This is a genomic window from Corallococcus sp. AB045 (assembly GCF_003668895.1).
Lineage (GTDB): Bacteria > Myxococcota > Myxococcia > Myxococcales > Myxococcaceae > Corallococcus > Corallococcus coralloides.
In genome coordinates, this window is sequence record NZ_RAWN01000032.1 from 1 (window position 1) to 23,427 (window position 23,427).

At 66.8% G+C, this 23,427-nt stretch carries 16 protein-coding genes; 3 read left to right on the forward strand and 13 right to left on the reverse strand.

Going from position 1 to position 23,427, the window contains the following annotated elements:
* The 13 genes from D7Y21_RS10435 to D7Y21_RS10500 all read right to left on the reverse strand — a co-directional run.
* Window positions 1–476: hypothetical protein (locus D7Y21_RS10435; protein WP_147469249.1), on the reverse strand; the 476-nt coding region annotated here is incomplete at its 3' end.
* Between the two features lie 90 nt (window positions 477–566).
* Window positions 567–2,321, reverse strand: coding sequence for a hypothetical protein (locus D7Y21_RS10440; protein ID WP_121712903.1), 1,755 nt, complete (start codon window positions 2,319–2,321; stop codon window positions 567–569).
* 139 nt (window positions 2,322–2,460) lie between these two features.
* Complete coding sequence (locus tag D7Y21_RS10445) at window positions 2,461–2,904, reverse strand: hypothetical protein (protein ID WP_121712966.1); 444 nt, start codon at window positions 2,902–2,904, stop codon at window positions 2,461–2,463.
* Between the two features lie 98 nt (window positions 2,905–3,002).
* Window positions 3,003–3,275: a hypothetical protein gene (locus D7Y21_RS10450; protein ID WP_121712905.1), complete on the reverse strand. Its 273-nt coding sequence runs from the start codon at window positions 3,273–3,275 to the stop codon at window positions 3,003–3,005.
* Window positions 3,276–3,399: 124 nt separating this feature from the next.
* A complete protein-coding gene (gene drmB / locus D7Y21_RS10455; RefSeq protein WP_121712907.1) occupies window positions 3,400–5,262 on the reverse strand; it encodes a DUF1998 domain-containing protein in 1,863 nt (620 codons plus the stop codon).
* A 44-nt stretch (window positions 5,263–5,306) separates the two neighbouring features.
* Window positions 5,307–8,453: a helicase-related protein gene (locus D7Y21_RS10460; protein ID WP_121712909.1), complete on the reverse strand. Its 3,147-nt coding sequence runs from the start codon at window positions 8,451–8,453 to the stop codon at window positions 5,307–5,309.
* Between the two features lie 4 nt (window positions 8,454–8,457).
* Window positions 8,458–10,308 (reverse strand): UvrD-helicase domain-containing protein, encoded by a 1,851-nt coding sequence (locus tag D7Y21_RS10465; RefSeq protein WP_199735393.1) that lies wholly within the window; start codon window positions 10,306–10,308, stop codon window positions 8,458–8,460.
* Between the two features lie 43 nt (window positions 10,309–10,351).
* Window positions 10,352–10,837, reverse strand: a complete 486-nt coding sequence (locus D7Y21_RS10470) for a hypothetical protein (RefSeq protein ID WP_147469250.1) — start codon at window positions 10,835–10,837, stop codon at window positions 10,352–10,354.
* Window positions 10,838–10,859: 22 nt separating this feature from the next.
* A complete protein-coding gene (locus D7Y21_RS10475) occupies window positions 10,860–11,477 on the reverse strand; it encodes a sigma factor (protein WP_147469251.1) in 618 nt (205 codons plus the stop codon).
* A gap of 1,169 nt (window positions 11,478–12,646) precedes the next feature.
* Complete coding sequence (locus D7Y21_RS10485) at window positions 12,647–13,456, reverse strand: class I SAM-dependent methyltransferase (protein ID WP_121712918.1); 810 nt, start codon at window positions 13,454–13,456, stop codon at window positions 12,647–12,649.
* Between the two features lie 43 nt (window positions 13,457–13,499).
* On the reverse strand, window positions 13,500–14,117 hold the full coding sequence (locus D7Y21_RS10490) for a hypothetical protein (protein WP_147469252.1): 618 nt from the start codon (window positions 14,115–14,117) through the stop codon (window positions 13,500–13,502).
* 101 nt (window positions 14,118–14,218) lie between these two features.
* Window positions 14,219–14,989, reverse strand: a complete 771-nt coding sequence (locus D7Y21_RS10495; RefSeq protein WP_120565788.1) for a hypothetical protein — start codon at window positions 14,987–14,989, stop codon at window positions 14,219–14,221.
* 230 nt (window positions 14,990–15,219) lie between these two features.
* The gene (locus D7Y21_RS10500) at window positions 15,220–15,702 is read right to left on the reverse strand and encodes a hypothetical protein (protein WP_120565789.1); all 483 of its coding nucleotides are present in this window, start codon (window positions 15,700–15,702) and stop codon (window positions 15,220–15,222) included.
* 128 nt (window positions 15,703–15,830) lie between these two features.
* Between D7Y21_RS10500 and D7Y21_RS10505 the strand changes: the two genes are divergently transcribed.
* From D7Y21_RS10505 to D7Y21_RS10515, 3 genes are all read left to right on the forward strand, one after another.
* Complete coding sequence (locus D7Y21_RS10505) at window positions 15,831–17,444, forward strand: LVIVD repeat-containing protein (RefSeq protein WP_121712922.1); 1,614 nt, start codon at window positions 15,831–15,833, stop codon at window positions 17,442–17,444.
* A 207-nt stretch (window positions 17,445–17,651) separates the two neighbouring features.
* Complete coding sequence (locus D7Y21_RS10510; protein ID WP_199724555.1) at window positions 17,652–19,124, forward strand: hypothetical protein; 1,473 nt, start codon at window positions 17,652–17,654, stop codon at window positions 19,122–19,124.
* Window positions 19,125–19,236: 112 nt separating this feature from the next.
* On the forward strand, window positions 19,237–23,388 hold the full coding sequence (locus tag D7Y21_RS10515) for an MG2 domain-containing protein (protein WP_121712924.1): 4,152 nt from the start codon (window positions 19,237–19,239) through the stop codon (window positions 23,386–23,388).
* Window positions 23,389–23,427: the final 39 nt, after the last annotated feature.

A 23,427-nucleotide genomic window follows, 5' to 3' on the forward strand; every position in this document is an offset into this window, starting at 1 on the left:
CCCACCCCAGGAGGAGGCGGCGGAGGCCCCTTGTCCCACCCATCCTTCCAGAAGAGCCCCATCGCGCCCTGGCAGCTGAGGAAGAACAGCGCGGGGGTGACGATCTGCTTGGGCAGGTACTTCACGAGCCCCTTGCCGAGGACCCAGCTGAACGCCGAGCCACCGATCAACTGCCCCACCTGCTGCTTCGTCCAGTCGAGGGTGTTCTGCTGAGCCTCGGGAGGCAGCGCGTTCCAGAGGGTCGCGACGAGCGCCGGATCGACGTTCAACCCCGAGGCGTACCGGAACCCGGCCTTCAGCGCCCGGGCCGTGAGCAGGTTGTGGTACTGGATCACCTGCTGCTGCTGGGGGCCCTGCAATCCCAGCTGCCCGAGCGTGCGAAGCCCACCGACGAACAGCTGGGGAGGCTTGCTCGCGAGGCCGTAGTAGATGCCCCAGAAGAAGGGATACTGCTTCTGCTTGTCGTCACCGCTCACGGTCATCGCTCCTTGGATGTGGGAGATTCCTCCCACAAAGAAGACGGTGAAGCCGCTCGCGCGTGAAGCTCGGACCGCCCGCCCACCCGCTCAATGCCGGTTAAAAATCCGGTGGAGCCGGTACTTGGCTTTCATTGGCTGCGTGTCGCCACAGACCGGGCACCGGAACTGGGCGGGGTCGGGACTGGGCTTCGGAACCGCCGCGGGATGAGCCAATGCCACTCCCGGCAGTGCCCGACGTGCCGTGGTGGCCTCCCTCCAGGCCAGATCGCTGACGATCTGATCCGACAGTCTCTCCGTCGTTCCAAGCTGGACGGAGCCCATGTTCCCCGCGGTCTGACCTTGAAAGAGGGCGCGGCCCACCTCCGCGTTGCGCATCGCCTGGCTCTCGGCACCTGCAACTGTGGTCGCGGTAACGGAGGCAAAGGTGGCATTGCGGACCAGGCCCGGTCCGCCTCCGTAGAGCAGACCGGTCAGCCTCGCGGCGATATCTCCCGCCTCGGCGTCGCCGCCGTTGCGGCGGTCCGACGCGATGGGCGCCAAGCTGGCGAGGCTCAGGCCGCTGTTGCCGCCGGGACCGGCTTGTTGCTGGAGCCGATCGACTTCGGGATCGCGACGTGCCGCCCCGGGAATGTCCCAACACAACCCTCCACCAGTGGGCTCCTCCCCCGAGTGGTAGGCGATATCGAAGGTTCCACTCCGCCCCCCGACAATCACGACATCGCGCCCCAGCTGCCGCATCGTCGCCTTGAGGGCGGCCCAGAAATAGGCGCGCTGTCGCTCGGTGCGGGCATGATTCGCGTAGAGGTCGATGTGATTGCCTACGCCTCCCACCGGAGGGCGCCCGAAGGTCACCAGCCTTCGAGCGCCACGGGCTCCGTTGACCGCGGCGAGGCGAGCCGCGGTGGTGTTGTGCTGGCAGTTGTAATCTTCGAGGCGGTTGGCCACCAGGATGTAGCCGGCGTGGGTGCTCAGACAGCCAGGATTCTGGGTCAAGGCCTGGATCGCGCCATCAATGGCATTCCTCTCCGTGAGCATCAGGCGGTCCGCGAAGGACTGCTTGAACAACTCACAGGCGACATCCGCGACCGAGCGCTGATCATCCAGCGCCTGCTCCCGCGCGGCCTCGAAGACCCGGCGTGACGTACTCAAGCAGCTTTCGACATTCGTCCTCGCCGGCAGACTCGCGCGTGCGATGTGGACAGGATGCCAGTGCGTCGTCTTGGACCCCGTCGCCCAGGCCGGGACCGGTGCGTGCTGGGGCGGCACGGGTCCGGTGATGAGAATGGTCCGCCGGCCCAGGCGTTCATCGACCAGCTGTTCAATCATGGCGGAGCAGACCCTCAGATGCTTCTCGGTCGGCCCGATGCGGATCGCCACCGCGAGCTCGGGGCAGAGCTTCATGGCGGCGATGAGCCAACACAGGTCGCCGGTCATGTCGCTGTTGATCGCGATCGCGCTCGTCGTGCCATCCGGCATGAGGGCCAACGGCGCCGCGGGCGTCCCGGTGGGCAATACACTGTCAATGCTCTCCGCCAGACGGACGGCGTCCGCCAGTTCCTCGAAGATACGACCGGAGTCAGCAATCGCCCGGGTCACCCAAGCGCCCAGCGCGTTGTAGCGCGCCCTGGCGTCGACGCCGCCAGGTCGTATGGGAGCCCCCATGACGGATTCACGCGGATCGAGGGCGCTGGCCCAGTCCTTCGCGGAGAGCCGGGTGGCCGCACCACCCCCTCCCGTGGCGACGCCTCCGACATCCGAGATGCGGCGGTTGAGCGCGGCGGTTGGACCGTTGGTCCAGGTGTATTGGATGGGATAGGTCGCGGGAACGGGCGTGAACGGCATCGAACCTCCAGCAGGACGGGGCGACGGACGCGGCGCCGAAGTATAGGCGAGACTGGAGAAGATGCGCCGACGATGGCCGCCTCCAACTCAGGAGGTCATGCACTTTGCGCCAATCATTGAGATTGGCTCTTTCGACTTCTCATCCCCGCCGGAGCAGGTCGGCTCGCATTGCCTCCACCGCGTCCTTGGCCTCCTTCAGGCCCACGCCGTGCTGGTCGCGGTAGAGCTTGATGGCCTGGATGAGGTTGTTGTCTCGAACGGCGCGCTCGATGGCGTCGTTCACGTCCGGGCCGGACACCTCACGGCGCGCCAGAGACTCCATGGGCGCCCGGCCATCGCGCATCGCCTCCACGGCGTCCTTCGCCTCCTTCAGGCCGCAGCCATGAATCTGCCGGTAGAGCTTGATGGCGTTGATCATCTGCCCGGACTCGATCAACTCCGCGAGGCTCTTCTGCCCCTCCTCCGAAGACAGCTGGGGAGGCGGCTCCGATGGCTGCTCACGATTGGAGGAGCGCAACCAGAAGCCCACGAGGGCTCCCATGACCACTGCGATCAACAGCAACACCAGGAATGACGGGGACATCTCACGAGCATACCGTCGCAGTGGACCTCCAGGAGCCCCAAGAGGCCGCGGAGGAGTAGCGCCGCGGGCGCTACTGAGGATGGGGTGGGAAAGAGCCCTCAGATCCGGGTGGCATGGGAGCGCTCTGGCAGTCCCACGGGGCGGAACCGGATGCGCACGAAGGTCCCCCTGTCGCCGCTTGTGGGGTCGCTCGATGGTCCAAGTCGATAGCCTCGCGATGACTGCGGAGCCAGGTCTCCGGCGAGGTTGGCATACTGTCCGGCGCGCTGGAGTTGGTGGGCGAGCTCGCTCGCCGTGAGATTCAGGGGGCCCAGGATGCCCGCCAGGTCCTCGTCGAATTCCAGCACGAGGCTTGCGACGTAGTTGCGCATGGCCTAGACGCCGAGGAACCGGGAACCGCTCAGGCCGGTGTGTATTAAGCCCATTCACGCCTCAATGAAGCTCTGGCTGAGGGGACCCTCGGTGGACGCGCGGCGCGGCAACGTCACGAACACCTCATGAATTCCTTGCGAGAAGAGGATTGAAATAACCCACTGAAGGGTCCTCAGGCGTTCCGACAAGCATCGCGCGGTCGAGCAACAGGTTGAAATGCTGGCACGACGTCTCCGGTACCAGGAGGCATGCGTGGCAAGCGGAGAGGTTGTCGGGCGAGGACAAGGTCACTGCGCACGTGATGCAGAGCGGGTCCGAGGAGCACCAAGCCATGGAGGCCAACATCTCCCGGATGGTTTTCTCAAGGAACTCCTGCTTCCCCTGCCGCACCAGTCCTCCAAGTGTACCCTCCGAGTCGGCGCTCCCGGTGTGAATCAATACGCCGCACATGGCATATGGATCATCACCGACGTAGAGTCGCTCGCGCAGCGCCGCGCTGCTGTAGCCACAGGAGAGTGAGAGCTGACGCATCAGCGCGTGCGCGAACGAGTGCAGCAGGAGGAACCTAGGCCCCGTCCTCAATGACTCCTCAGCGGGCTCCGCGTGTGGGTTTGTCCGGCGGGACGCCAACCAGTTCGCGCGCGCGCGCACATTCTTGCCCTCCCAAGCTTCTAGCGCCTTCTCCGAAAAGCGCATGAAAATGCCCTCCCCTCGCAGCTCGACTGCGGGGAGCCACTTCGGGGGTTGCACGGAGATGCGCGCCAAGCGGCTGTTGTTATCAGACCGGAATGGTCCCGAGGCCGGCTTGATCCGGGTGAAGCCCACGAGCGCACGGACTTCGCGAAGGCGCCGTGCCAGGACAACGGAGTCCAGATACGGCTTGAGTTCCTGCGGGACAGGCTCCGGTCTTGTCTGGAACTCACCCTTGTCGACCGGCTCCTGTGCGGAGAGCTTGAGCTGCCGGTACTCCGCCCACTCCAGCGGAGCATCAGCCTCCTTGCCCTCACTCCACTGGCGCCATTCCTCGAAGGTGCGCAGGAGTTCCTCCCTGCTCGTCCCTGACTTCTCTTCCAATCGATTGATGCGAATGAAATCGGGCCAATCCTTTGGGAGGCAACTCATCACATCGTCGGCATAGGGGCCGATGACCTGGGAGAGGTTCGGGGAGAACGGGGGAATATCGAGCGCGGACTCGATGGCGGAGTAGTACACGCTGGACGCGCCGCGCTGGATGACCCGCGGTTTCTTCTCGCAACCCCACTCCGGTGCGGTCGGAAGCCAGGGCCTCTTACCTGCACACGCCATTCGCCGTGTGGCCAGGACCTCGCTCCCGAAGGCCCCCTCGAGGGAGCGAGGCGAGCCGGCGCAGTCGGTATTCGTGCACTGCACGAGCTTGCCAGCGAGACCCGCCCCCGTCGTCTTCAGGACCAGCCTCGGCGAAGCGCACTTGCAGTCGATCCACCTCGTCCAGGGGAATTCGTCCAGGTGCCCGTTCTCACAGGCGACGATGAAGCGGACCGGGACGGCATAGGTGGTGGATGCATCCCGGGAGCAACCAGCGCAGCGGCGCTCGGGCCTGTTCGGGTCGAAGGAGAACTCGTCGGCGGGAGCCAGGCGCTCGCAGGCCGGGCACATCAGCCAGTGGGGAAACCGCACCACCGGGAGTACGTCCGTCCACGACTCGTCCGCAGCCTCCTTGACCGGAGGAAGCCGGAACCCGCCCACACGGAGGAGGCGCTGCAGTCGGGGCTCATACGTTCTCTGGAAGTGCAGCAGACCTGAACGACCGTTCGGGGCGGCCCCATCCCATTCCTCCAGGCCCGTGACGAGGCCGGAGAGTGGCGCGCCAGAACCCGGCGCCCGGAAGTCCACCACGGATCCAGGTCCGAAGGTACTCGCTACGTGACTGCGGCGGACGCTGCCGATGATCCGGGGGCCCTGTGGGACCTGGGGGCCTGCGGGGCCCTGCCCCGGAGCGCGCCTCATGGGACGGCGAGGGCCACTGTTGCTTCTCCTAGGTGTTGACATCTTCATTCCCCTTGGGTGCGCGCGAGACCGTTGACCAATCGGAACCGGACGCTCGGCTCCACCTCACGCATCGAATTGGGAGTCGCGAGAGCGGCGTGGTTCCAATTCCCGCTCGTCGCGCGGACCTCCGCGACCTTCTCTGCGGACACGAGCAGGCTCTGAGCCGGCTTGTAGTCATTCCAGTAGTCACCCAAGGGCCCGCGGCCTTCCCACATGTCCAGCAACTTCACGAGATGCTCCCAGGTCTCCTCCGCCTCGTACGGATCGCAGGCCTCTGCCCGCTCGTAGAGCGCCTGCGCGTACGGCTCCAGTTCCTCGCGGCGTTCATCGGTCAGCTCGGCGTCATTCTCCATGCCGGGCACCAGGTGCCGTGCCAGGGCCACCAGCGCCGCGTGGAGCGCCTTGTCCCGGGCACGAGGCGCGAAGGGAGTGACAGAGGTCGCCTCCACCTCCCGGTACAGCGACTGGTGCCACGTGCGGAACGACTCGTAGTGAGCACGATCCCGGGCCCGACCCGCGTTGTACACGGTGACGATCAGCCCGGGGATGTTGCCACGGCCCACGCGCGAGCTCGCCTGGATGTACTCGGCCATGCTCTTGGGTTGGCCGTTGATGACCATCAGCCCCAGTCGGGGGATGTCGACACCGACCGAGATCATGTTCGTGGCGAGCACCACGCTGACATCCTGCCGGGGCAGGCTCTTCTCAAGGCGTGCGAGGGTGTCGGGAATCTCCGACGAGGGTACGCGGCTCGTCAGTTCCAGCGGCTCCTCGATGCGTTCACGGGTTTTGCAACCGTGCGAGCGCGAGTAGACAGTCATGCTGTCATTGACGTCGTCGAGCATCATCACGTGGGCGCCGCCCAGTTCGCGCATCGAGTTGAAATAAGCGAGCAGCGTCCAGTAGGGATCCCGCTCCGCGTCGGTCGGGAAGATGCCTTCTCCTGGATCGGCCCGTTGCAACAATGCTGCACAGGCAGCCTGCAGGGTGAACTTGGGGCTGCGCCCCGCCGTGGTCGCCCCGACATAGAGGCGTCCAGCGGTCTTCGTGTCCCGCACGGCGAAGCAGGAGTCATCCCAGTTGATGGCGGGGGGCGGGAATTGGGAGACCTCTCGGTTGAAGAGTCCGCGCACCTGCTCCTCCGCTCGGCGGATCGTCGCCGTGCTTCCCACCACCTTCGGAGGGATGCCCTCCCGGCTGCAGATCTGATCGATGGCCGCTTCATAGAGCCCCACCACCGTTCCGAGCGGGCCCGAGATGAGGTGGAGTTCGTCCTGGAGGATCAGCTCGGGGGGGATGCTTGCCGCGTTGAACAGATGCATCGTCTGCTGCTTCCGGACGATCTGCGCGAACTTGTCCACAGTGCCAATCAGCAGCGAGGGGCTCTGTTGGTAGATCACCTCGTCGATCGTGTGGACGGGAAGCGGGGCGCCCGAGAGGGGGCACCCAGCGGCGCGACACTCGACGATGTATTCCCCTTGCCGGAGTGCATCCCAGACAAGCCCGGGCTCCTGGCATGCGGGGCAGCGAGTCAGCTGCCGGGCCTTCCTGGCCTCGTACTCGCTCTCGCGTGCGGTCTGGACCAGGTTGGGCGTGGCATCCCCTCCCACCCACAGCCCGATCGAGAAGGGCTTCTCCCCCAGGGAGGCGTCTCCCCTGCGATGAGCTTCGCGCCGCAGGTGCTCGCATGCGAGCACCATCCGCGAGGCGCGCTCGAACTGCTGTACCGTCAGTAGCCGAAGGGTGTAGCGCATGATGGCCGCCACCCCCGCGCCGCGGTCCGGCTCGTCTCCCGCCCGCAGCCTCCGGAAGAGGAGCAGGAACGCGATGAGCCCCAAGTAGGCCTCCGTCTTTCCGCCGCCCGTGGGGAACCACAGCAGGTCCATGATCTGCCGCTCTCGGGAGGGCGATCCATCCTCAGCGGTGGGATGCACCAGCCCGGGGATTCCCAGCAGTTGGAAGGCCAGCTGGAAAGGACGCCACTCAAGCGCCAGCTTCGGATTGGAGCTCCCCCAGCGCCGTTGAATGAGCATGGCCCGGTGGGCGAGCTGAAAAGCGCGCCGCGCATTGTCATCCTCATCAAGGCAGGCGATGCCCGCCTCGATCCGGCCTGCGATCCCCTCCGCGCGCTTCAGGTGCACATGGGCCTGCGTCTTCTCCTCCGAAGAGAGCTCCCCCAGGCGCTCCCTTTGCTCCTGGATCCACTCGCGGTAGGCACGCGGCAAGACCGAGAGCAGGGCATGGAGCCGCTTCGGGTCCGCAGAGGCAAGTGCCTCGGCCTGGAAGGCTCCGCGAGGGCTCCCGGTGACCTTGACCGAGACCTGGGCGAAGAGCTCGTGGCCATTGGCGCTCGTGGAGGGCACGTACTGCCTGGGGATCCAGGTGGCGGAGACGAACCGACCCCGCTCGTCCTTTCCCCAGGTGGCGGAGCAGGTATGCCCCACCGCCCATTCCTCCATCTTGCGGTAGATGAGGGCGCTGGCGCGGCCGTCCTCATCGAGCCAGCGTCGCGACGGATGGCGGGGCAGCAATTCCGCACCCGGACCGGCCCGCGCTTCGAACCGGGTCTGGAAGAAGGCCATTTCCTCCATCTCGGCCCGGCCCTCGACCGATTTATGGGTGTTCTGCAGCACTACCGTGACTTGGCGGACGCCGGCCTCAAGCCCGAGCACCCTCACCCACCAGCACAGGCCCGGGATGGCCTCCTCCACATGGGACAGCCCCTCGTGAAGCTCGATGTCCCGGGAGAAGGCCAGCGGCTCCCGTACCCAGCATTCCTTGCTGCGCCCCTGGTCCTCGCGGACAACCTGCCCCGCCAGGAGCCAACGCCGCACGTAGCGAGCGGCGCTGGCCTCCACGCGGATGCGATTGCCGCGAATACAGAACGAGATCCCCATGGAGGCTGGCCTCCGCATGGCGTTCATTGCCACGGGGATGTCGAGCCCGAGATCATCATCCGTGGCCTCGTCCCGGTCGTCGTCCTCCTCGGCGGAGGTCTCCTCGCTGAGCTCCTCTGTCTGCTCCGGGAAGAGGATGCCCGTCAGATAACGGTCGGAGGGTCGCGCCTTCTCGAGGCGCTCATCGGGTCCACACGCCGGGCCAACAAGATCGGCTTCGACGGCGGCCAGGTACTGTTCCAGGTGGTTCATGTCGTCACCAATACTTCTTGATGTAGCCCATTCCCGCGATCACGGGCGCGAGCCACAGGCGGGTCTCGTTCCAGGGGAACCCGAGTTTGGAGAGGCGCGAGTCATCCGCGTGCATCGCAACCGTCGTGACGTCCATCCACGAGAGGAAACCGATCCGGAGCGGGGCTCCTCCTCGAGCACGCTGCAGCTTCATGATCTCCCCGAGTTCGTCGAGACATCTCTTGCTGAGGGTACCGAGCAGCTTGCGCTCCTCCCCATCCAGGATGATGCGACGAGTCCAGCTGCCGCGGCTCTCCGTTTGGATATGGACGGTGCGGACCTGTCCATCGAAGTCGGCCAACGCATCCTGTTGCGCCTCCGCCTCCCCGCCATGCTCCATGCAGAGGGGCCACACAGGATCGACATCCCCCTCGCGCCCGAGCTCGACCTGGAGCCCCTTGTGGACGTTCCGCCAGGGGCGGTGCTCATGGTAGGCGCGCCCCAGCTCGGCACCGCGCAGGACGCGGACCTGTTGGGTCGCCCGGCTCACCGCGACATAGAGGACGCGGGCTTCCTCGTCGGCCTCGCTGTCGTTCTCGCAATCGCGGGTCCCGGGGGGAAGGCAGAAGAACACGTGGCGTGCCTCACGCCCCTTGGAGCCATGGACGGTGCCGATGATGGGACCACCGGGCCCGATGTCCTTGACGAAGGCCTCATCCGGGAGGACGGCCACCGCGAGTCGGTCCGCCACTCTCTTGAAGTCCACGTAGAATTTTCCCGAGGGGCCGATCCGCCGCAGCAGATCCCAGGCCGAGTCCGCCGTCCAGCCTGAAGCCAACCACCGCGGGGCGCACTCGGAAGCCCAAGCCCGATCGAACTCCTCGCGGCTCACCCCCGACATCCGGGCACGTGCGCGAGCGAGCGCATTGGCGACCAGGGCAATCCACGGTGCGGCGACCCGGGGCATTCCGCCCAGGCGCAGCCGGTACGAGATGCCTGCGCCGGTGAGGTAGGACGCCGCCATGAGGGCGTCTACCCGCCAGCGGAAGAGCAGCAACGAGTCATCCACGTCCTGACCAAGCGACTTGACGAGTTCGACCGTGTCGCTGGGGTTGTGCTTCTCGGGCGCCGCGCGGCTCGCGAGTTCGGCCTGCATCTGCTCGAGACGGCTGCCCGACGGAACATCAAGGGCGATGGACCGGGTCTTCGAGAGCAGTTCGAGGAGCTGGGGGCGAGTCGTCCGGTGGATGCGGGTCAGCGGTTTGCGCTGGACGGAGCCCTTGAGCTGGTCGAGTTTGGAGAGGAAACCCTCGCCCGTGCCGCTCTCACCGGAATCGTTGGACCAGCCGTAGATGGACTGCGCGGGATCCAGGAACACCGTCCAGCCAGCGTCCTTCCGCAGGGCGTTGAGGAACGTGAGGATGAGTGCCGCGCGAGGGCCCACCAGGTCCTGGGCCTCGTCCACCAGGACCTGGTTGAAACGGTTGAGGTAGCTGCGAAGCTCGTCATCAGGATGCGCAAGGGCAGAGCACGCGGCCTGGATGCTGTCCTCGTAGGAGTTGATCGTGACCTCCTGGACGCCCGTCGTGATACGCCAGGCGAAGGAGTCGATCGTCCGGATCTCCACGCCGCGCACGGCGCTGACTCCGGCCCCCACCATCCGGGCGATGCGGTTGCGCATCTCATGCACGGCGGTCCGGGTGAAGCTCAGCAGGAGGATGCGGTCTGGCACCTCCCCCTTGCCCAGCACCCCGGCGACCCGCGCGCAGGCCACCTGGGTCTTCCCGCAGCCTGGGCCGGCTTCCACGATGAGTCTGGCGCTCGGGGGAGCGTCGACGATGGATTGCTGCTGTGCGTCCAAATGGGAGTGCTGCACGGCCCCCTCCTGCTTCATGGGGTTGGGAAATAGCATCAGAAGATCAATTGATTCCGGAGCTTCCGGACACATTGTTGCCGTCAGGCATGAGCTGGCTGCCGTTGTTCTGGAGCGGGGGGGCCAGCTGTTGCCGCAGGACCGGAGGGCCCACCTCCACGCGGACAGACTCCTCGAAGTGCTCGTCCACCAAGTAGGCCCGTCGTTCCTTGGCTCGCTCAGCCGTAATCACTCCCCGCTTCTCAAGGCGGTCTGTCTCCCTCAAACTCAGATGAAAGTGAAGCGGCTCCCACAGCCGCGCGATGACGGCACCGAGGATCATGCCTCCCCCGATCCCACAGGTCGAGCCAAGGGCTTGTAATTCCGGATACAGCCTCGTTGCCACGAGCCCCATCACTCCGAACGCCAGGGAGGGCAACCCGCAGCGTTTGACGATGGCCACCTGCACGACTGCGGGCAGCCGACGATACATCAGCAATAGACTGACCGGCAGCAGCCCCTCGCGCACCCCCAGCTTGGCCAGCTGATTCATGAGGATGAGTAGTTCTGTGGCCTCAGTGTCCATTGCGCCCCTCATCCTCGGGACGCAGCAACCCGGCTCCATCCAGAGCCTCGCGTAGCTTCCGACGGAGTCGGTGGCGCCTCACCCGTCGGGCGTTCGCCTCTCGTGGATCCAGGGGTTGCGAGCTTGGCGACGCCCGGCCGTCATCAAGGAGCAGCTCCAGCTCGTCTGACGAGAGCTGGTCGAGCACATGGGCAGCCGCCTCCCGGTACTCATCTTGCGCCAGCTCGTCAGTGCCAGACATGGAGGAGTACGTCCCGCTCGCCAGACCGGTGTAGAGCCCCGCATTCTTGACCTCCTCCTCCCGGCGGCGCCGCCGGATCAGATCCACGACCAGACGTTTGAAGGTGACGCTCATCCAGGCGCGCGCGACTGCCGGCTCACGAGCCCACCACGAGAGGTGCTGCGCGACGCGCGTCCATAGCTCGGAGACGAGGTCCTCCTCGTCGAACCCACCACCGCTGAACTGGCGGGCCAGCTGGTAGCTCCACGCCCGATGCTCCGCATAGAAGCGCGCAAGCTCCTCGGCCTTCTCAGACCTGAGAGCGTCCTCGGCCTCGTCGGACCTGAGAGCGCTGGAATAACGTCCTGGCTGTTCCTCGATGCTCATGGCCAGACACACACGGCCGAGAGGCCGCCCGTACACACATCCGCCTGGATCGCCCCCTTCGACCTCCCCCACCTTCACCCCGTAGGTTGCCTATCCCCAATGAAAACAGCAACCCCTGGAGACCCGAGCGGGTGAGCTATGTGAACTTCAAGCCAGTTGAAGATGCGCCCTGGGAAACGGAGGGGCCCGTGTAACGATTGAACCCGCTTCAGCGTCTATATTTGTACCAACGTCCCGAATCCTGTCCCCTGGATGAGACTTCAACATGAGGACAGCGAAAATGGGGTCCCTCGCTTTTTTCTTCCGGAAATAAGGCCTGTAATGATGGGCCCTCCCTAGCGTCTCTATTACTACCAAAGTCGCCCAACGGATGGAGCAGGTGGAGGCCCTTTGAGGGGCATGCTGGTGCATGCGAGGTAGGAGACGGCTGCTGAAGGAGGCCGCCCGAAAAGTGCGCTGGCCACGGGGGAGGTTGCGCAGCCCCTTCAGGTACGCGCCTGCCCAGGCTGCGACTCCCTCTTCTTCCTGGCCGCGGCCTAATCCCCGCGCTCGCATCTTCATCACCTGCGTGAGGGACCAGAAATGGCGGCAGTTCGGCGCCTGCAGCGAGGACGCCGTGAAACCTCGTGAGGCTTGCCCGAGGAGGGAGGCACCAGGGACGCCACACGTCGTAAAAGTTCCATCCGTAGAAGCAGATGCGTCGTGATGTACGGCCGTGGGCGCTTCATGCGCCAAGCGATACGTTCTCCAGCGCGCCGAGTGCCCCATGGCGTCATAGCCGCTTCAGTCCCTGTCTGTCGTTCACCGGGCCTTAAGATTCGGGTGGCGTGGGAGTGCTCCAGCAGCCCCACGGGGCTGAAGCGGATGACCACGAAGGCCCCTCTGTCGCCCCTCGAGAGGTCGCGATGATCCAAGTCGATAGCCTCGCGATGATTGGCGGGCCAGGTCTCCGGCGAGATTGGCGTACTGACTGGCGCGCTGGAACTGGTGGGCGAGCTCGCTCGCCGTGAGGTTCAGCGGGCCCAGGATGTCCGCCAAGTCCTCCTTGAGACGGCGGCCGATGTAGTCCAGCGCAGCGTCGAGTCGCTGGAAGTTGCCCTTACCAGCGCGTTGCAGGTTCCAGAAGGGGGGCGACGCCAGCCACGGCTGTCCTGGGAGCCCAGGTACGCCTACCCGGGCACCCTCGCCCAGGCTCCGAAGGCCAGCTCCCCGATGTAGGTCGCACCCGCTTTCACGCGCTCCTCCGTGAGCCGCTGGTCGAGCGTGTCCACATCGAGCTCCGCCTCCGTCGCCACACCGTGCTTCACGATTCGGGGCAACATGGCGCGGACGATGGCGCCCGTGGGATGCGCCTGCGTGGGCGTCTGCACGACGGCCATCGCCCGGACCTGCTCAACCGTGAGTCCTGCCTTCGTGAAGACCGACGCCAGGTCGAAGCCCATGTGGATGTTCGCGCCTTCGCGCTCCACCGTGCGCCAGATCCACTCACGCACCTTCACGTGAAGCGGCAAGGGCATGAGGCTCGCCGGTCCCCCCGTCGAGTCGTGCTCCTGGAAGACCATCAGCCCCCCGGGCTTCACGGCCCTCGCGAGCCCCCGCACGGCTTCAACGGCGTCCGACTGGTACATGAGCACCCGCCGTCCCACGACCGCGTCGAACAGGCCCTGCTCTTTCGGAATCGCAAGGAGGTCTCCCTCCACGAACGTGACGTTCGACAGGCCCTGCTCCCGCGCCCTCACGCGGGCCAGCTCAATCGCCCCGGAATCGCGGTCCACGCCCACGACCTGCCCCTGCGTGCCCACCTGGCTCGCGGCCATGAAGGTCACGTCGCCCCTTCCACAGCCGACATCGAGCACCCGCATTCCCACCCGGAGTCCCGCGTCCGCCAGCAGCCTCTCCGTCATCGTCGCCACATTGTCCATGCGACCGACGGTAGGCAGCTCGCGCCGACCCCGGAAGGGCGTGGCTTCGGATGGCATCGGCGGATCTTTCGATCTGCCCACGGCTACGGGCCGCGGTCCGTCACGGCGCGGTCCAGATGGCGGCGATGCCCTCGTTCTGCGAGGCGCCGCCCGTGGTGTCGATGAAGATGGACCGGATGCGCTTGGAGGACTGGAACCCCACGAACTCGAAGGCATTGGCACCCGTATCGAGCACCGCGTCTTCGAAGACTTCCTGGGTGGCGTCCGTGAAGGTCAGGGTCACCTTGTGCTGGGCCACGCCGTTCGTGAGCAACTCCAGGCCCACGGCGGAGACGGGTCGCAGGAAGGCGATCTCGAAGTCGTCCTCACCGTTGGCGATGATCGTGGGCTTCACGGGCAGGGGATTCGTGTTGTTGCTGTGATTCCAGCCGGGCCCCATGAAGCAGAGCCAGCTGTTGGCACGAGGCGCCAGGACGTTGACGGTGGGCGCGCTGGAGCCCCACGGCAGGTCGACGCCCGGCGGTGTATGGCCGCAGCTCGACCCCGCGCCTGAGGGATGGTCGGGATACGCGTCAAACGCGATCGCGGGGAACGCGAGCTGGGTGGCGCCGGTGGCCGCCGTGAAACCCGCCTGCTGGGTGAAGACCTGGGCAAGGCCCTCTTGCCGCGTGCCGAGCACCGCCGCCTCTTCGTCCTGCATCGGGGCGCCGCACGACATCAGGACTCCACAGCCAAGCACACACATCAACCTGAACATGTTCATCGCCGCTGCTCCTCTCACAATGTCTGAGCGTCCGGATGGCATGGCCTCCATCGCGGTCACTCCCTCGCCAGGTCAATGTCACATGCGTAGAAGCAGGCATCCACCATGCCCGGCCTGGGCGCCGCACCTTGAGCGTTGACCACGCGCGGCTGCGCGACCCGATCGAACCTCAACATCCCACCGGGCATGGCCACCTGAGCCGGCTGATTGAACCTCATCGCTGTTTGAAGGGCATTCCACCGGATCAGGTTGACCACCACACTCGCCTGCTGACCATGTGGAATCGAATACACGTAGCGGACCCCAGCCAGGTTCATCTGGTTGAGGCCTTGCTGGATCAACTGCGCGAGGAACCAGTTCAGGGATTGAGCACTGGGCATGTAATGCCCGGAGTTGTTGTCGAGTGAGGTCAGGTATCCCTGGGCGTTCGTCGAGAAACAACCGACAGCCAGCGCCTGGCCTCCCGCCAGCATGCTGCTGTGCTTCTTCCTCGTGGCCGCGCCCACGCCCCTCGCCCCTTCGTCCTGCGTGACAAGGACCCGGCCGTCCATTCCAACCGCGAAGAGCCCATTGTAATTGAGGAACTCCCGGGTGCTGCTCCAGAAGTGGCGATCCCTGGCGCGGACGATCTTCCCCCCCACGATCTCCACCTCGGCATGGGCTTGCCGAGCGGCATTGTAGTAGCGGACGTTGTCTTGAATGAGCCCCATCTGGTCCAGCCGTGAGAGGGCTTGATCCACCGTGAACGACGGAAAGTCACGGCTGCCCCCGCCATTGAAAGCCAGGTCAAACAGGTTCCGCGGAGCAACGTTGAGACGCATCGGCATGGAAGTCTCCCCCTCTGCAACACCCCCCTCGAAAACAGGATATCGGGTGTTCGTTGACTTCCAGCCTGAGGCAGCAACCCAGGCATTGCAAGAAGATCAAAACATAATGGAGACACTGGAAGGGCAGCTCCCAACCCATCCAGTCTGCTGGCTCAGGGTGATGATGAAACCCTGTCGGTCAAGTCCGCAGGACGGCGAGCTCGAAGTCGTCCTGCGTCCTGATTGCGTACTCAGGGCTCGCGGAAGCCGCCGCGCACCCACTCGTTGGCGACGTCCCGGGTGAACTTGAAGTTCACCGGCACGCGATGCTTCACGACGGTCGCGCCCGCGTCGTCGATGGCCGACAGCAGCGCGTGGGGTTCGTACTCGTCGGCCACCATCTCGAGCCGGACCTCGTACCAGCGGCCCTCCCAGGCGATGGAGAGCTTCTTGGTCATCGCCTGCTCGTGCTGTCGCGCGGAGCGATCCAGGACCTCCGAGGCCGTCTTCACGAAGGTCGCGAACGCCGTCGCGTCGAAGGGCTTGGGATTCTTCTTGTCGCGGCCCATCACCCACGGGCTGATCAGGACGGGCTCGGAGAGCCCCTGCTTGCGGATCTCCACGGCCCAGCCGTCGTCGTCTTCGTTCTTGATGACCTTGGCCGTCCACCCGTTCTTCCGCCAGAACGTGGGCTCCATCACTTCGGGTTCGGCCGGCGTGCGCTCATTGCTCATGGCCGTTGCTCATACTCCCCCCCGGTGACACCTCGCCAGGACACAATCCTGGAACCGGATGCATCACGGCGGCCGTGCGGGTCTCCTATCCAGTCAGTGACCGCCTCTGCCAGCAAGGGAGCCCATCGATGACCTGTCTTCCCCGTGGTCTGGGAGTACTGCTGCTTGCCTGCCCCCTACTGCTGACGGCCTGCGCCGACACCCAGGGGACACCGGATGCCGGCACGCCCCCTGTCGTGGGGTGGGATGGCACCTCCACCCCCATCGAGGAGAAGGGCGACTGGATTGACCGCGGCGTCTTCGCTCCCTGCGAGTTCACCCCTCCAGTCGGTACCCCGCTTGACTGCGACACCCCTGCCCTCTTCGACCTGTCGAAGTGCGACCTGGGGGCCCTCAGCACGGCGGCACGGCATGGCATCTACCAGACGGAGCTGCGCTCGACCTCCGGCGAGTACCCATGGGGCGGCGCCGGCATCCTGCTCCCGGAGGATGGCGGCGCCGGAACCCTGAACTTCACGCCCCTCACCCGGCAGCAGTTCGATGAGCGGGGCCTGTTCCTCGCGAACACCTTCACCACGACCCGGGGCGTGGTCACGAAGTATGCGCTGGCGGGCTGCGACGCTCCCGAACGCAACCACATCACCGGCTGTTATGCGTTTTGCAGCAACGGCGTGCTCGCGGAGAAGGGCACGTTCGACTCGGAGCGCATGACCTGGGGCCGCGGTGAGGCCGAGTCCTCCGGGGGCCTGGACCTCGTCTCCGAGTCCTTCGTCGGGCTTGGCTTTCCGGCGGACGTCTACGTGACGAAGAACCATGCCTACGTGGTGTCCATCCAGCTCAAGAACTACATGCCCTCGGGAGGTTTGACGGTCTTCGACGTCAGCGACCGCCGCCACCCCGTGCTGAAGAAGGTCATTGCCCTGCCGGACGACGGGTACTGGAACGCCGCATGGGCCAAGGACGACGTCCTCTACATCGCCACCCGCGCTTCCGGCGTCATCCTCTATGACATCTCGAATCCGGGGGACCCGACCTACCTCCGCAGTGTGCCCAGCGGCGCTCCCCTGGATGTGCACACCCTGTTCGTGGAGGGCAACCGGCTCTACGCCATGGCGCTGCGGCCCCAGCAGACGATCATCTTCGACATCACGTCACCGCAAGCCCCCGTCCTGCTCAACCGCTTCACCTTCTCGTCAGAGGAGTTCGTCACCAGCTATCCGCACGACGCCTTCGCTTACGAGGGCCGCCTCTACATCAACCACACGGACATCGGCTTCCTGGTCACCGACCCGAGCGACCCCATGCAGGTCAAGGAGCTGGGCCGGTACCACTACAACCGGCAATACAGCCATGCCAGCGCGGTGGGGACCTTCGCGGGCCGCACCATCGCGTTCGAAGGCAGTGAGCAGGAGGGCGCGCACCTTCGCGTGCTGGATGTCACCGACCCGGCCCACATCCAGCTCATCGCCGAGCACTGGCTGCGCCCCACCACCTCCATCCACAACATGATTTTGAAGGGCACCCGGCTGTACGTCGCCTGGTACCAGGAAGGCGTGCGTGTGTTCGACGTGGCCAATCCCACACGCCCCCAGGAGATTGCCTATTTCAACACCTATCGTGAGACCGACCCGAAGCGGTTGGGCTTCGTCTACGAGGGCGCCATTGGCATGCGCGTCCCGGGCGATGGGTATGTCTACGTGGTGGATACCGCGCGCGGGCTGCTCATCTTCAACGACCCCTGAGTGCGCGCAACGTGAGAGGGAGGGGCCTGCGCTCCTGAGACGATCGGGTCCCCTGGTCGTTGCATTCTGCTCATGCGGAGACGACGTGCGGACACTGAGCGTCCAGCGGAACAGGGCCTAGATCCACGGCGCAGTCAAGGAAGGAGGGCAGGCATCCGCTTGCCCTCCTTCGTGCACGGTCGGCACACCGCCCGAAGGAGGATCGAAGTGCAAGCTCCCTACATTGTCTCCCCATTCATGCAGGTGCGCAGACGCGCCATGGGTGCGCTCGCATCACTCGCGCTGGTCACCCCATGGCTCCCGCTTCAGCAGGCTCACGCGGAGCAACCGCCGCCGCCGTGCCATCCCAACCCGAATGCCAACGCGGATGTCGCCACCGTGGCCAAACGTGGAGACATCGTCGCGCTGCCCACGCCGCTGAAGGATCGGATCCTCCGGCTCGCAAGCCGGCCGCACACCTTCCTCCCCATGCAGGCCTACGCGGAGGCGGACACGCCAAGCCAGCTCTTCCAGTACTACCTGCTGGACACCAATGGCTTCGAGCGCAACGTCTTCGTCAGCATCATTCCCGGCGTCAATGACACCGCGATGCTGACGGCCACGGGCGGCAACTGCGGGCTGCCCACCATCGCGTCGGTACGGCTCGTCGTCGAGCCGAAGCCCGGGCTTCCCACCGACCCGAACAACGTCCGTGCCTTCATCGACGTCTTCACGGACATCTCCGGGCTCTTCGTCATCAACAACGAGAGCGGGTGGTACGAGGGCTGGATGATCCACGACCTGGTCGTCCCGCCGGTCGCGCCCGCGCGCCCTGACGGGCGTGCCCAGTTCGGCACGATGACCCCCGCCGATGCCGCGATGATGGCGAAGATCGGACACCACAACAATGTGCCCGGGAATCTCTTCACGACGGATGGGAAGGCCGTGCGGTTCCCGAGCGAGAACGATCGCTTCCCGTGGATCCAGAGCAACGTCGTCCCCATCCAGCTGAGCATGGGGGCGTACAACGCCATGCAGCAGCTGGATGTGCACAACTACTGGGAGTTCAACTACACCACGAACTGGGTCCACCCGCTCTACGAGCTGCCGTTCACCGGTGGCTTCCCCGACAAGATTGGGGCACCTCCTGACGCCTTCGAGGACGGTGAGATTGGCTTGCTGAAGTCAATCGTCCCGGGCTCGGGGCCCCTGGGCGTGAAGAACTTTCCGCAAGAGTATGGAGACAGCCCGTACCGCCCCCGCGATCCGGACCTCTTTGACGCGGACATCGAGTCCCAGCGGGAGTTCCGCCAGCGCTTCATCCCGAGCGGGCTCGCCAACGAAATCTTCCTGGATGTCTATGTCCGGCTGGCGTCGTTCATGCCCTGGGAGAAGAACCTGAACCGCCGCCTCTTCCAGGCCTACGCCCGGGAAGTCGCGAGGGTCGACCAGAATGGTGACGGCGTCGTCTCGGCCGCCGAGGGAGACGTCGACGCCGCCTCGGATGGCTTCGCGGACAACTCGCGGTTGTTCATCCCCGCCACGGCGTTCAATCGCTTCGCGGTGACTCGCGAGATCAACGATGGCTATCTGGCACCTCGCTTCGCCCCCAGTCAGCGCGCCTGGCTGCTGACGGGCGGGCGCCAGGAGGTCAGTCCCACGGTAGACGCCTCCGCGGGTCGCGACGGCGACGACCGCTAGGCGACCCGAAGTCGCCCCGGTTCCGTGGCACTCCCCGCGGAGCGCCGCGGAACCGGCAGTACCTCCGGGGGAGGACCAGAACTTCTGGCGGGGTCGTCCGTTGAATGCCGCCATGGCCCACCTCGTCCCGTTTGCCCTGCGCGCGCTCCTGCCGCTGGGGTTCGCCGCCGTCTTCGTGATGTTGTCGCCCCAGGTCCTCGCGGCCCGGGCCACCACGCGCTCCCTGGGTGGCGAAAACCGCTACCTGACCCATGTCACCACCGACAAGCCGCTCTACCGCCCCGGAGAGCAGGTGCTGGTGCGGGGCCTGGTGCTGGAGGCCTTGAGCCGCAAGCCCTACGCGGGCTCACTCCAGGCGCAGGTGGAGGTGCGCGGCCCGAAGGGGGACGTCGTCACCACCAGCACGGCGTCCACGGCGGATGCCGTCTGGGGCTACGCCTGGCCCATCCCCGCTGGCCAACCCGGCGGCGAGTACACCCTGCGCGTCACCTACCCGTGGACGGGCGCGGCCCCGGCGGAGCGGAAGTTCGACGTGCGCGCCTACCGGGCCCCCCGGCTCAAGTCCCAGATTGAGTTCCTCCGGGATGGCTACGGGCCGGGCGACACCGTCACCGCCACGCTGGACGTGAAGCGCGCGGAGGGCGGCGTGCCCGAGGGCGCGAAGGTGACGGCCAACGCGCTCGTGGATGGCGTCACCGTGGCGCAGGTGCCTTGCACGGTGGACACGAAGGGGCGCTGCACGGTGCGCTTCCCGCTGCCCGCGGCGATGGAGCGCGGCGAGGGCACGCTGGCCTTCACCATCGAGGACGGGGGCGTGGTGGAGTCCGCGGCGAAGACGATTCCCATCCTCCTCCAGACGCTGGACCTGGCCCTGTACCCGGAGGGCGGCGACCTGGTGGCGGGGCTCGCCTCGCGCGTCTACTTCGAGGCGCGCACGCCCGCGCGCAAGCCGGCGGACCTGATGGGCCGGGTGGTGGAGGTGGACAGCGGCCGGGTGGTCGCCCGCGTGAGCTCGGAGCACGAGGGCCGTGGCCGCTTCGAGCTGACTCCGCAGGCGGGGGTGCGGTACGCGCTGCGCATCGACTCGCCGTCGGGCATCCGGAAGAGCTTCCCGCTGCCGGAGGTGAAGCCGAGGGGCGCCGTCATCCGCGTACGCGAGGACGTGGTGCCGGCGGGCAAGCTGGTGCAGCTCGTCGTGGGCCTGAACAGCGTCGGCCGCGCGACGGTGACGCTGAGCCAGCGTGAGGTGCGCGTCGCTTCCGCGGTGCTGGGCGACGTGAAGGGCGGGCCGGTGACGCTGGATCCGGGCGAGGCGGACGGAGTGCTCGTCGCCACGGTGTGGGACCATGACGGGCGGCCCGTCGCGGAGCGGCTGGTGTTCCGCCAGCCCTCGAAGGAGCTGTCGGTGGAGCTGAAGGCGGACCGCACGCGCTACGTGCCCGGTGGCCCGGTGCGGCTCACGGCCCGGACGACGCGCGGTGGCCAGCCGGTCTCCGCGCTGGTGATGCTCACCGTGACGGATGACGCGGTGCTGGAGCTCCAGGAGAAGCGCGACCAGGCGCCGCAGCTCCCGGTCATGGTGCTGCTGGAGCCGGAGGTGAAGGAGCTGGCCGACGCGCAGCTCTACCTCGACGCGAAGAATCCGAAGTCCAAGCTGGCGGTGGACCTGCTGCTGGGGACGCAGGGCTGGCGGCGCTTCGCGCTGACCGACACGCAGGGCTTCCTCGCCCGGCATGGTGACGCGGCGATGCGCGTGCTCGCGGTGCGCTGGCCGCAGGAGCCCGTCCGCAAGCCCCGGCCGTCGTCCATCAGCAAGGCCGGACGCGGCGCTGGCGTGGCGGGCATGCCGCGAATGGAGAAGCCCCTGATGGACCGGAACGTCGTGAACGAGGATGACGCCTTCGCCGGCCAGGCCGAGGGCGCGGTCGTCCCCCAGATGGCCCCCGTCGCCGCGGCGGCTCCGCCTCCCATGCCCCCGGCGGAGGCGGCCCAGGAGGTGGAGGCACCGGCCCCCGTGCTCCAGGTGGCGAAGGAGGAAGAGGCACCGATGGAGCGGAGGGCCCTTCGCGCGAAGAGGGACATGCGCTTCGACGACAAGCAGGTCATCCAGGGGCAGATGATCTACCTCCGCGAGTTCGCGCACACCGCGCGGCCCAACCGCAAGGCGGGAGACCGGGTCGACTTCGCGGAGACGCTCTACTGGAACGCCGGGGTGCGCACGGATGCCCGCACCGGCGAGGCTCGGGTGTCCTTCGCGATGAGCGACTCGGTGACGACGTTCAAGGCGTTCGCGGGAGCGGTGGGCGGTGACGGCGCGCTCGGTTCAGCGGTGGCGGAGCTGGAGTCCGTGCAGCCGTTCTACGCGGAGCCCAAGCTGCCGCTCGAGGTGACGTCGGGAGACGTGGTGCGGCTGCCGGTGGCGCTGGTGAACGGGACGGAGGCGCGGCTTTCAGGCGCGGGAGTGAAGGTGGACCTGAAGGGGGACGTAAAGGTCTCCGGCGGCCCCACGCTGGACCTGGCCTCGCAGGCGCGGGGCCGGCAGCTCTTCTCGCTGGAGATTGGCCAGGAGGCGCGGCCGGTGGACGTGAAGCTCACGGCGAGCGCGGGCGAGTACACGGACGTCGTCACCCGCACGCTGTCCATCAAGCCCCGGGGCTTCCCGGGCCGTGTGTCCTACGGCGGGCTGCTGTCCTCGAAGGCACCGGCGGCGCACCAGGTGGTGCTGCCCAGGAGCCTGGTGCCCGGCACCGTGCGGACGTCCATCGCCGTGTACCCGGGCCCGCTGGCCAACATGACGGAGTCGCTGGCCCGCCTCATCCAGGAGCCCTCCGGCTGCTTCGAGCAGACCAGCTCCACGACCTACCCCATGACGATGGCGCAGCAGTACTTCCAGACGCACACCGGCGTGAACCCGGAGCTGGTGGCGAGCGCGCGAGAGAAGCTGGAGCGCGGCTACCAGCGGCTGGTGGGCTACGAGACGTCCGAGAAGGGCTACGAGTGGTTCGGGCAGAACCCGGGCCATGAGGCGCTGACCGCGTTCGGCCTGCTGCACTTCACGGACATGCGCCAGGTGCGCGACGTGGACACCGCGATGATGGAGCGCACGCGCGAGTGGCTGCTCCAGCAGCGGGACGGCCAGGGCGGCTTCAATCGCAAGCGCCGCGCGCTGCACGTGTGGGTGGAGGACCCGGACACGTCGAACGCGTACATCGTCTGGACGCTGCTGGAGAGCGCGGGCCAGCCGGCCTCGCAGGCGAAGGAGTTGTCGCGCGAAGTGGCCTCGGTGAAGGCCGCCGCGGCGAAGAGCACCAACAGCTACGTGGTGGCCCTGGCGGCCAACGCGCTGGCGCTCGCCGGTGACACCGCCGAGGCCCGGAAGCTGATGGGCCGGCTCGCCTCCGCGCAGGGGCAGGACGGCGTGGTGGGCGGCGCGACGCAGTCCATCGTGGGCAGCTCCGGAGAGACGCTGAACATCGAGACCACCGCGCTGGCGGCGCTGGCCTGGATGCGCGACCCCGCCTACGTGGGCAATGTGGAGCGCGCGATGAAGTTCCTCGCGGAGTCCAGCGACGGTGGCCGCTACGGCGCGACGCAGAGCACGGTGCTCGCGCTGCGCGCCATCATCGCCTACGACAAGGCGCGCGCGTCCAAGCTCACCCCGGGGCTGGTGCGCGTCTACGTGGACGGCCGTCCGGTGGGTGAACCGGTGCGCTTCGACGGTTCCTCCCAGGAAGCCCTCAAGCTGCCCGACGTGAGCGCGCTGCTGGGCACGGGCGAGCGCCGCGTGGAGCTGCGGATGGAGGGAGGCGCGGAGCTGCCGTACTCGGTGGAGGTCACCTACAACATGCTGACGCCGGACAGCTCCAAGGACACTGCGGTGACGCTGGAGGTGGCGCTGGCGAAGACGGCCCTCACCGAGGGTGAGCCCACCGAGGCGCGGGTGGTGGTGGCCAACCGCACGGGCCAGCGGCTGCCCACGGCGGTGGCCATCTTCGGCGTGCCGGGCGGACTGGAAGTGCGGCACGACCAGCTCAAGGAGCTGGTGAAGCGGCAGGTGGTGGATGCGTATGAGGTGCTCGGGCGCGACGTCGTCCTGTACTGGCGTGGCATGGAGCCCCACAAGCGCATCGACGTGCCGCTGTCCCTGGTGGCCGCGGTGCCCGGCACCTACACGGGCCCGTCCAGCCGCGCGTACCTGTACTACGCGGACGAGCACAAGGTGTGGAGCGAGGGCGTGAAGGTCTCCATCGCACCGAAGCCGTAGCCGGACGGAAACGGCCGGGCCTCCGACCAGGGCTCGGTG